The organism is Lacrimispora sp. (assembly GCF_032078915.1).
GTDB lineage: Bacteria > Bacillota > Clostridia > Lachnospirales > Lachnospiraceae > Lacrimispora.
Window position 1 is genome coordinate 1 of sequence record NZ_DAMAUN010000151.1, and the last position, 8,156, is coordinate 8,156.

Annotated in this window: 6 protein-coding genes and 1 pseudogene; 5 read left to right on the forward strand and 2 right to left on the reverse strand. The window is 42.4% G+C overall.

The window, feature by feature from the left end:
- Nucleotides 1-343 precede the first annotated feature (343 nt).
- The 3 genes from RT269_RS28960 (at nt 344) to RT269_RS28970 (ending at nt 4,312) form a co-directional block, all read left to right on the forward strand.
- Entirely contained in the window at nt 344-2,011 is a 1,668-nt protein-coding gene (locus RT269_RS28960; RefSeq protein ID WP_313187918.1) for a 2-oxoacid:acceptor oxidoreductase subunit alpha, read from the forward strand.
- Nucleotides 2,012-2,857, forward strand: coding sequence for a 2-oxoacid:ferredoxin oxidoreductase subunit beta (locus RT269_RS28965; RefSeq protein ID WP_313187919.1), 846 nt, complete (start codon nt 2,012-2,014; stop codon nt 2,855-2,857). It begins immediately after the preceding gene.
- A gap of 87 nt (nt 2,858-2,944) precedes the next feature.
- Nucleotides 2,945-4,312 (forward strand): PQQ-dependent sugar dehydrogenase, encoded by a 1,368-nt coding sequence (locus tag RT269_RS28970; RefSeq protein WP_313187921.1) that lies wholly within the window; start codon nt 2,945-2,947, stop codon nt 4,310-4,312.
- Nucleotides 4,313-4,510: 198 nt separating this feature from the next.
- Here the strand turns inward: RT269_RS28970 and RT269_RS28975 are convergent, their stop codons facing one another.
- Nucleotides 4,511-5,401, reverse strand: coding sequence for a polysaccharide deacetylase family protein (locus RT269_RS28975; RefSeq protein ID WP_313187923.1), 891 nt, complete (start codon nt 5,399-5,401; stop codon nt 4,511-4,513).
- A gap of 457 nt (nt 5,402-5,858) precedes the next feature.
- Here RT269_RS28975 and RT269_RS28980 point away from each other — a divergent pair.
- Together RT269_RS28980 and RT269_RS28985 are read left to right on the forward strand one after the other, a co-directional pair.
- A pseudogene (locus tag RT269_RS28980) lies at nt 5,859-6,026 on the forward strand (P-II family nitrogen regulator); the annotation flags it as partial.
- 28 nt (nt 6,027-6,054) lie between these two features.
- On the forward strand, nt 6,055-7,056 hold the full coding sequence (locus tag RT269_RS28985) for a 2-hydroxyacid dehydrogenase (RefSeq protein WP_313187925.1): 1,002 nt from the start codon (nt 6,055-6,057) through the stop codon (nt 7,054-7,056).
- A gap of 313 nt (nt 7,057-7,369) precedes the next feature.
- Here RT269_RS28985 and RT269_RS28990 read toward each other — a convergent pair whose 3' ends face one another.
- Nucleotides 7,370-8,071 carry a FadR/GntR family transcriptional regulator gene (locus RT269_RS28990; protein ID WP_313187926.1) on the reverse strand — a complete coding sequence of 234 codons (702 nt, stop codon included), beginning with the start codon at nt 8,069-8,071 and terminating at the stop codon, nt 7,370-7,372.
- Nucleotides 8,072-8,156: the final 85 nt, after the last annotated feature.

The following is an 8,156-nucleotide window of genomic DNA, read 5'->3' on the forward strand; positions in this document are numbered from 1 at the left end:
TGCGGTTATAGTTGGAATTGTTATTGCCGTAATGATAAAAAAACCATAATATAGAACGGCCGAAAGGCCGGAAGAGAAGGGGTGCTTTAAAATGATACCTCTTCTTTTTCGTTTTTTCATCTGCTACGAGGATGTGCCTTTTTATCTATTCTGCAAAATAAAAGAAAAATCCCCTGAGATGGTCCGGTAATTGGTCTGCAAAATTATGAATTTTAAAATATTTTGTTGAAATAAATAAAAAATTAACAAACTTTATGTAAATATTTCAAGCATATCAAGAGGAATATTGATAATAATGCAAAAATAAGATATAATTAGTCAAAATTCAAAAGGAGGAAAGTCTATGTATAATATTCTGATTGGTGGTGCTGCCGGGCAGGGCATTGATACCACAGTCGCAATTCTGGAAAAGCTGCTGAAGCATTCCGGCTATTATATCTATACCACCAGAGATTTCATGTCCCGCGTGCGCGGCGGGCACAATTTTTCCCTGCTTCGTTTCGGGACAGAGGAAATAACCTCACACAGCGATGTTTTGGATGGGATCGTTGCTTTAAATGAGGAAACCATTGATTTGCATAAGCATAAACTGACGGCCAAAGGATTTATATTATGTGACAGCAGCTTTGCTTATCCGGATGAGGATTCCAGAGTCATTAAGCTTTCCATGAATAAAATAGCGAAAGAACTGGGGAATGTGAAGGCTTCCGGCAGCGTGGCTGTGGGCGCGGTATTGAAGCTGTTTGGTGAGCCATTTACATATGCGGGTGAAGTCATGGCCGGTGTCATGAAGAAAGAGATCCTTGAGGTCAATGTAAAGGCGGCTGAAGCAGGCTACACAGCCGTTGAAGCGAAATTTAAGCATCTGGATGGCGGATATAAGGATTACATGCTCATTTCAGGCAGCAAGGCCCTGGGACTTGGCGCGGTGGCCGGAGGGCTTAAGTTTTATTCCGCTTACCCCATGTCTCCATCCACGGCTGTTTTGGAATATCTGGCTTCTGTGGGACATGAGGCGGGGATCGTGGTGGAGCAGGCAGAAGATGAGATCGCCGCGGTCAATATGGCATTGGGTGCTTCTTATGCGGGAGCAAGGGCCATGACCGGGACCAGCGGAGGCGGCTTCTGTCTGAAGGTGGAGGCGCTGGGATTTTCCGGCATTGCGGAGATTCCTCTGGTGGCCGTGGATGTGCAGAGGCCTGGCCCGGCGACCGGTCTCCCCACAAGAACAGAGCAAAGCGATTTAAAGTTCGTTATTTCTGCATCACAGGGGGAATTTCCCAGGCTGGTCATAGCCTTGAGAAATCATGAGGATGCTTTTTATCAGACTTTCCGGGCGCTTAATCTGGCGGAAAAATACCAGATTCCTGTCATACTGCTCAGTGATCAGTATCTGGGAGATACAACGGCCTGCGTGAAGCCCTTTGACCCATCCGGTCTGGAATTGATCAGCCATGCCAGAGAAGCGGAAGGGGAGTATCTGCGTTACAGGATAACGGAGGACGGCATCTCTCCCAGGCTTATCCCGGGACTGACCAGCCATCTTGTGGCTGCTGACAGTGATGAGCATGATGAAAGAGGCTGGATAACGGAATCGGCAGAAGTCAGGAATCAAATGGTGGATAAGAGGATGAGAAAATTAAAGGGCCTTATCCGGGAACTGTTGGAGCCGGAGTTTATGGGAGAAGAGCAGTGCGAGACCCTTCTCCTGGGCTGGGGGTCTACCTATGGTCCCATCAGGGAAGCCGTATCCCTGCTGAATAAAAACGGGGATGGAAGCTATGGAGCTTTGGTATTTGGAGATATTTATCCCCTTCCTCAGGAAAAACTGAACATCTATGCAAAGAGCAGGACCTTAATCAACGTGGAACAGAATGCCACGGGCCAGCTGGCCTCCCTCATAAGGGAGCAGACCGGCATAGAATGCCATAAAAGCATTTTGAAATATGACGGCAGACAGATATCCGGAGAAGAAATTGCAAAGCAGGTGTTGGAAGGAGGTTCCAAGTAGATGGGTAAATTCACAACTTATGAAACAGCCTGGTGTCCGGGGTGCGGAAATTTTTCCATATTAAACAGCCTGAAAACGGCGTTGGAGGAGCTGGGCATAGAGCCAAATAAAGTGCTGATGGTGGCAGGAATCGGTCAGGCAGCGAAAACACCTCAGTATTTAAGCGCTAACAGCTTCTGCGGGCTTCACGGAAGGGCCCTTCCGGCTGCAGTTGCAGCCAAAATAGCCAATGAAAAGCTCACTGTCATAGTAAATTCCGGAGACGGGGATTCTTACGGCGAAGGAGGCAACCACTTTATTCACAACATAAGAAGGAATGTCAATATCGCACATTTTGTTCATGACAATCAGATATACGGCCTGACCAAGGGGCAGGCATCACCCACCAGCGGTGAAGGACTCATTACGGGAGTTCAGACCGACGGCAACAGAAATACGCCCTTAAATCCGGTGCTACTGGCCATTGCCTCAGGAGCGGGATTTGTTGCGAGAGGCTTCAGCGGTGATTCAAAGCAGCTGGTGAGCATCATGAAGGAGGCCATCCTTTATCCGGGATATGCGTTTGTGGATATCCTGCAGCCCTGCATCACCTTCAACAAAATCAATACCTTTGCCTATTATAAAAATATGGCGGCGCCTCTTGGAGCTGATTATGACCCGACGGATCGGTTGGAAGCCATTAAAATGTCGATGGAAGTCAGTGAAAAAATCCCCACCGGCATCCTCTACCGGGAAGAAAAAATGGAGTTCCACCGAAAAAACAGGCTCTTAAAAGACGGACTGCCACTGATAGAACAAAAAACAGAGGAAAGCGTGCTCAACGACTTGATTCACAGATTTATATAATTCTATAAGTTGCTGCAATATTTTCCATAATTGTATAATTTTAACGATAACGAATATAATGTAATAAAAAAATCCTGGAAAAAGCCAATGTTCTATAATAGTAATTGGAGAAAAATCAGCTCCTGCAATGAAGACAATGGTTTTGCAGAAAGGTATTTGAATCCATCTGATATTTATATCGTCACAGGTTATCAGATAGATGTATTTATAAAAAATCTGAATTCTCCGATTGGGATGGTCTTTAATGAAAACGGGGAGATCCTGGTAGCTGATTCCGGTTTGGCTACCGGAAATCCCCGGATATTACAGATGATCAATGGTCATTTTGAAACGATCGCAGATGATTTTGTTCCCCCCATATCAGGGATTAATTATTTAAACGGTGTGATCTACGTATCTCACAGAGGATTTATCACAAAGATATACAAAGATGGTACAAGGCAGAATATCATTATGGGGCTGCCCAGCAACGGCGATAACTATAACAGCCCGGTCACCTTTTCTCCGGATAATAAGATGTATTTCGGGCAGGGAACGGTGACTAACAGCGGTGTTGTTGGAAATGACAATGAGTGGGTGGCTTTTTCTCCTCTTCTGTGTGATTACACAGGAGATTACACCATGCTTTATGGACAAAACTTTGCAACAAATAACATACTGACAGAAGGCCTGCCCGATGATATCGCTATAACGGGGGCTTTTTCTCCCTATGGCATTCCGAATATAGAGTACGAGATCAGAAAGCGGTATATCAAGGCATCGGGAAGCATTCTCAGGGCAAATCTGGACGGCTCCAACTTAGAACAGGTCGCATGGGGATTCAGAAATCCTTCTTACTTAAGATTTGACTCCAGCGGCCAGTTGTATGCGGTCAATAACGGTTATCAGGCAGTGGGAAGCAGGCCGATCGAGAATGCTACGGATGATTTTTATTATATTACACCTAATTTGTGGTATGGATGGCCGGATTATTCCGGAGGCGAACCCGTAAATTCGCCGCGTTTTACGCCTAGCGGAGGTGTACAGCCTTCTCTTCTCTTTAAAAATCAGCCCAATGTGCCCCCAAGGCCCTATGTGACATTTCCGCCCAATTCCTCCATAAGGGGGTTTGAATTTAACTATAATTCCCAATTCGGTCCTTATGGGGATGTGTACATCGCTGAATATGGCAGCACCATACACACCCAGATCGGCAATACCATATCTTATACGAATGCAGGGCACAGAATATCTAAAATCGATATGAAATCCAGGACCATCAGCACGTTTGCCATCAATCGAACGGGGTTTCCGTCCTCTTTGTCAAACGGAGGAGGTATTGAGAGACCGGCCCATCTGTTATTCGGTCCTGACGGAGCAATGTATATCGTAGATACCGGACTGAATATTCAGGGAAATCCGGATTCGTTTATTCCGAATACGGGGGTCATCTGGAGAGTGACCAGGACGGATTAGTGGAAAAAATAGTACTTTCGTAAAAGAAAGGAATGCGGTAGAATGATCCCTTGCGGCTATTTAACTTATAGGGACGGGATACTTGATATAAATCAAGGACAAATAATGAAAGGTACATTATCATTTATGATAATGTACCTTTCATTATTTGATGTTATTAGCTAAAATAGTTGGCCTTCTGGTTACTGTGAATTTACATTACTTTTTATATTTCACAGTGTCCATTCCTTCTTTTAACATTTTTTGAATACTCTGATTATGGGCCCGGCGTATCCTCTTTAGACTGTATAAAGTATCGGGATCATTATCTATCACATTTACCCCAAATTTACAAGTCAGGGTCGCTTTAAACCCTAGGTTTTTAATGATAGTTTCTATTTTATCGTTATATCTGCCATATGGATAGGTAAACGTATTTGGACTATTACCAGTTATAGACAAAATTTCTTCCTGCAGCTTATTTATATCATTTGTTAAAAGTTCTTCATAGTTCTCCAATGATTCAGGATCCATTTGGCAGCATCCATACAGTCCTTTAGAAATTTGATGTAAATTATAGGAATGGCTTTGTATTTCAACAAGTCCAGAATGCTGCATTTCTTTTACTTCATCCCATGTTACGTGAGAATATTCAATATTTTCATCACATACTTTCGAAAATTCATCGACGCTTTTTCCAATTACAGATAAAACAATTTTCATATTATATTCTTTTACTAGAGGATAAACATTTAAATAGGTACTAAGATAACCGTCATCAAAAGAAAGAATGACTGGATTCGGGGGTAATTCCTTTTTATCATGAACATAATCTATTAATTGCGTCATTGTTATTGTATTGTAATGATTTTCTTTTAAATACTTTAAATCACTTTCAAATTCATCAGGACTAATGACATCATTGCCAAAACCACTATTTTTAACTTGATGATACATTATAATCGGAACTAAAATTCCATCAACAGGCTGTACGGAAGAGACCACATAGATTTTATATATACTTTTAACTATGGAAATTGATAATAGGCTGAAAATTATGATAAGTATTATATTTTTTATAATACTTCTATATTTTTTTATTTGATCCATAATTTTGCCCCTATATGTTGTTATAACAATTGTATGTCGAAAATGTGAATTAATACATATTGATTATACTTATCGTGTGCTAAATTTATCGTTGAATCATACAACTAGTAAAAGAGGTGTGTATAGAAAAATGAAGATTCAACGATTAATAAGGCAAGTTTATACCTAGTTGTTACAAGTTTGCTTGACTAAAACATTTTATGCATGAATTAGAAAAAGAGATAAAATATAACACAAATTTTTTCGATCTATCAGATTTAAATAGGCATATCGCTGAAATAATTAATTAGAATTGACTTTTTAATACCATATGTATAATATGTTTTATAAAATAAACAATGCATCTGGAAACAGGGCAGAACAAAGACGTTTGGATGTGTGCTAGTCTGTACCCCGGCGTCTTTTTTGTTTATAGAGGTGACTGTCAACTGGATATGTCTGCGGAGCGCTTGGAACAGTGATGGTGGCAAAGGTACCCGTGGAAGAGGTAGTGTCAACAGCCAGAAGAGTGCTATATACAGGCCACATCGGTGATGGCAAAATCTTTATCTACGACGTACAGGATGCCGTGAAAATCCGCACAGGGGAGACGGGCTACGATGCTATGCAGGGTGATCAGGATTAAAATTAGAAAAGGCAGGAGGAAAGGAATAATGAAAGTGGTGATCTGTCAGGGAGAGGCAATTGGCGGAAGACCGTCCAGAGAAGAATTGATCCAATACTGGAAGGAGCAGCTTAAGACAATTCCGGAGATTGATGAAGTCGTATTTCACGACGGGTTTCATGTGCAAAAGAGAGATGAAATTGCCGGGGATGCCGATGCGCTTTTAGGAGTCTGGATACAGGAATGGTGTGATGATGCCTTTTTTTTAAAGCATCCCAGGTTAAGATATCTAGCATCATTCGCTCATGGGTATGGGGAGTTTGACCGTGATATCGCGGCGAAGCACCACGTCACTATGACGAATACCATCTACGGTGATGTGACAATCGCTCAGTTTGCAATGGCTCTGCTTCTGGATATCTGCCACAATATAAGACTTCAGGATGAGTATTATAAAAAATGCATGGATCTCCACCAAGTGATTGGCAGCGGGGGAGGTCCCCGTGTTCAGAGCAGGCAGATTGAGTTATTTGGCAAGACAATAGGAATTATCGGGCTTGGAAATATTGGCCTGTGGACCGCCCGCATGGCGGCAGGATTCGGCATGAAACCAATCGCTTTCAGCAACCATAAAAAGACGGGTGAGAAATACGATTTTATCGAACAGGTGGAGCTGGAGGAGCTGCTTTTGCGCAGTGATGTGATTTCGATTCACTGTCCGCTGACAAAGGAGTCCTATCATATGATCAATCAAAAAACAATTGCGATGATGAAGGATGGTGTTATTCTGATCAACACCGCTAGAGGCGGAATCATTGATGAGGCTGATTTAAAAGCAGCACTTGATTCTGGAAAGATCTATGCAGCCGGTTTAGACGTGGTAGACCAGGAGCCGTTGAGAGAACGGTGCGCACTGATGGATTGCAGCAATGCGGTAATCACGCCGCATATTGCCTGGGCTCCGGAGGAAGCCAGGTACAGGACGATCCGTGTGGCAGCAGAAAACCTGAAAAACTGGATTAACGGAATGCCAACCAGCGTTATCGCGTAATGGCGAAGAGAGGATGATAGGAATCTGTGAAAGAAAATAGCCGAGTGTCTGTGGTAACGATAGAGGAGAACAGGATGTTTGTTGATATGATGAATAAAATACTGGAGAAATTGAAACGGGCTTCTTAAAAAATGTTCATATGTGCCAAAGAAGCATCCCCTGATTTATATTATAAAGTAACAAAAGCGGGATGATTTCTTGCTATTCGTTGAAATCATCCCGAACATAGAACAATGTGGACGGTAAAACCCAAAATCCTTATCTGGAATACCGTGAATGAAGGTTATTCAGAGTGTCCTCATACACAAGCAGCTCAATATATCTGATGCCCACCTTCCAATGCCTCATCCAACTGTTTATCGGTACATCTTCTTGCCGCCTCTGCATCACGCTCTTTGATGCATTTATATAAACAAAGCACGCTGTCGTATAGTGCCTCTTTCCCATAACGCATACAAAAACGCTTCCAAAGCTGTGTTACAACAGGTTTAAAAGATATGTAAATTAAAGGTATAATACTGTTTCCGCTGATAACGGAAAGTCTGTGATGAAAACAAAAGGTGGCTGAGACCGTTTCTTCAATCGAAGTAGCATCTGCAACTTCCTCTAATAATCCTTCCAATCCAAGAATATCCTCATTCGATGAATTCTTTATAATCGTATCCGTTGCCAGATGTTCCAATGCCCGGCGTACTTCAAGGATTGAGTAAATTTCTGCCTGCCCAAGTGTATCTCCATGATATTCCATAATGGCATTTAAGGTATTGATATTTCCGTTCTTTCCGTAATCTGCTACAAATACTCCCTGCCTTGGATGCACTTCCAAAAAACCCTGTTTTTCAAGCTCTGCGAACCCACTGTTAACCACTGCACGGCTCACCTGCATCTGCCTGGCAATCTCCCTTTCAGGAGGTAATTTGCTTCCAACAGGGATATGCCCTGATAAAATCATATCACGAATCTGGCAAATAAACATTTCTTTTAAGCTCAAAGCGCTAAGTTTCTGAAATTCCATCGTTTCCCCCCCTTGTTCTGGCTCTGGTCATACCAGAAATCAATACTATTTTATCATACATTCTTACAAAAAATCAACAAAAAAA

Coding starts and splice junctions, on each gene's coding strand:
- RT269_RS28960 (WP_313187918.1), top strand. CDS start 344: ATGTATAATATTCTGATTGGTGGTGCTGCCGGGCAGGGCATTGATACC.
- RT269_RS28965 (WP_313187919.1), top strand. CDS start 2,012: ATGGGTAAATTCACAACTTATGAAACAGCCTGGTGTCCGGGGTGCGGA.
- RT269_RS28970 (WP_313187921.1), top strand. CDS start 2,945: ATGTTCTATAATAGTAATTGGAGAAAAATCAGCTCCTGCAATGAAGAC.
- RT269_RS28975 (WP_313187923.1), bottom strand. CDS start 5,401: ATGGATCAAATAAAAAAATATAGAAGTATTATAAAAAATATAATACTT.
- RT269_RS28985 (WP_313187925.1), top strand. CDS start 6,055: ATGAAAGTGGTGATCTGTCAGGGAGAGGCAATTGGCGGAAGACCGTCC.
- RT269_RS28990 (WP_313187926.1), bottom strand. CDS start 8,071: ATGGAATTTCAGAAACTTAGCGCTTTGAGCTTAAAAGAAATGTTTATT.